Here is a 1,691-nt window from a genome sequence, read left to right as displayed (position 1 = left end):
GAAGCCAGCGACTAGTTCCACTGTCCTTTCGGATGGCGGGAACGGACATAAACATAGCCCGCCCAATCGGGTGGACAGGCTATGTATCTTCGGTGCCCTGGGGTGGAACTGCTAACAACGTAATGGGCACATGCTTTTGCACCGCATTGTTTTGGAAATGGTTGCTAATGATGATGGCGACATGATCGTTGAGGTAGAAACGCAGGGCGAGCCACCGTTTGTCGTAGCCCTGGGCATGCTTGATATTTCTCGCGATGAACTGTATCGACGAATTGAAGATGATTAGCGTCGCCTAGATGGTAGGTTCCCCGGTCCGAGTCCGGGCGACGCACTCACCCCGCGTACCTTGTGGTGGCGGGGTTTTGTTATGTCCACACCACGATGGCCCAGCAGGTCACACTTTGGATGAAGCACCCGCCACCACGACCGAAGGCTCTGGTGACGCACGTGCGCCGCAGAACGCCCAGGAGGTGGCTGCGAATGAGAAGCCGGAGATGACCATCGACGACTATAAGGGCGTGCTCGCTAAGGTTCGGGCCGAAGCGGCCGCGTCACGGGTTGAGTTGCAGGAACTTCGGCCGATTGCTGAAAAGTTCAGGGAAACCCAAGACGCCGAGAAGACTGAACTGCAGCGGGCGCAGGAGGCCCTGGAGGCTGAACGTGCACGTGTCGGCCAGTTCGAGATTCAACTCAAGCGCGCCCAGGCTCTCGCCAAGTACGGCATTTCTGAGGATAATGCCGATTTTCCCGGTAGCGACCCGGAGAAGTTTGAGGCGAATGCGCAGCGTATCGGCACTCTTCAGGTGGAGGCAGCGAAGAAGGCTGCGCCGCCGTCTGACTATCCGGTGGAGGATTTGAAGCCCGGCGCTTCAACATCCCAGCCCGAAAAGGATTTCATTTATCCATCGCACTGGCTAGACAAAGGGGCGGTTCTCAAACAATTAGGCGGTAATAAATGGCTTCTACCATTGTTCACTGCACCCCTGCACAGAAAACCCGACTGTGAAGGCTGCTGAGGCGATTTCTGTGGGGTCTTTTGTTGAGATTTCAGGCAAGACTGATGGGCGCAACCCGGTTGTCAAGCCAGCGACTGCTGGTTCCGTGCCCGTCGGTGTTGTTGCCCATAATGTGGCGAAGTATGCGCATGTGATGGTTTACCGCGCAGGCCACATTGTGGATGTTGTTGCAAGCGGTTCAATTGCTGCTGGTGATCCCGTTAAGGCGGTTGCGTCTGACAAGGCGGCAAAGAGGGGCGGATCTGCTCCAGTTGTAGGAATTGCTGTTACTGCGTCGGCCAATGAGCGTGAGTCTGTGGCGCTGAAGTAAGAAAGAGAGGGTCTTACGAAATGACTGATTTTCCTTTTCCGCTGGCACCCGCCTCGGTTAATGCTGATGGCACAATTTCTACGTAAGCCGCTTATAACTCACGGATATCGCTCGAGCCGCGCCCCCAAATCCCACGACAATTCCACGACATGCGCACAATAAATGAACACAAAGGTTCGAGGATGGTCCGTAGGAGTGCTTTTGAGTACGAACTGATAGTCCTGCAAAGTAGATTTCTCTGAATCGGCCTGAGTTTTTCGGAGACTACAGGTAAAAGCCTTACTGGGCTTTTCGGGTGGTGTTGAATTCCTCGTAGTCCTGCTCGTATTCGATCGGGGGAACGTCACCGATCGACGAGTGCAGAC

Annotated in this window: 3 protein-coding genes; all 3 read left to right on the top strand. The window is 54.9% G+C overall.

Going from position 1 to position 1,691, the window contains the following annotated elements; all coding sequences use genetic code 11:
- Positions 1–130 precede the first annotated feature (130 nt).
- The 3 genes from NQ018_RS11205 to NQ018_RS11195 all read left to right on the top strand — a co-directional run bounded on the left by NQ018_RS11205 (position 131) and on the right by NQ018_RS11195 (position 1,326).
- Entirely contained in the window at positions 131–286 is a 156-nt protein-coding gene (locus tag NQ018_RS11205; RefSeq protein WP_257061012.1) for a hypothetical protein, read from the top strand.
- 115 nt (positions 287–401) lie between these two features.
- A complete protein-coding gene (locus tag NQ018_RS11200; RefSeq protein WP_257061011.1) occupies positions 402–1,016 on the top strand; it encodes a hypothetical protein in 615 nt (204 codons plus the stop codon).
- 10 nt (positions 1,017–1,026) lie between these two features.
- Positions 1,027–1,326, top strand: a complete 300-nt coding sequence (locus NQ018_RS11195) for a capsid cement protein (RefSeq protein WP_257061010.1) — start codon at positions 1,027–1,029, stop codon at positions 1,324–1,326.
- Positions 1,327–1,691 lie beyond the last annotated feature (365 nt).

The sequence above is a fragment of the Corynebacterium kozikiae genome, from assembly GCF_024580965.1.
GTDB lineage: Bacteria > Actinomycetota > Actinomycetes > Mycobacteriales > Mycobacteriaceae > Corynebacterium > Corynebacterium kozikiae.
This window is presented reverse-complemented; position numbering and strand designations above follow the sequence as displayed.

Bases quoted from the DNA above. Each gene is read 5' to 3' on its own strand.
- NQ018_RS11205 (WP_257061012.1), top strand. From the start codon at position 131: ATGCTTTTGCACCGCATTGTTTTGGAAATGGTTGCTAATGATGATGGC.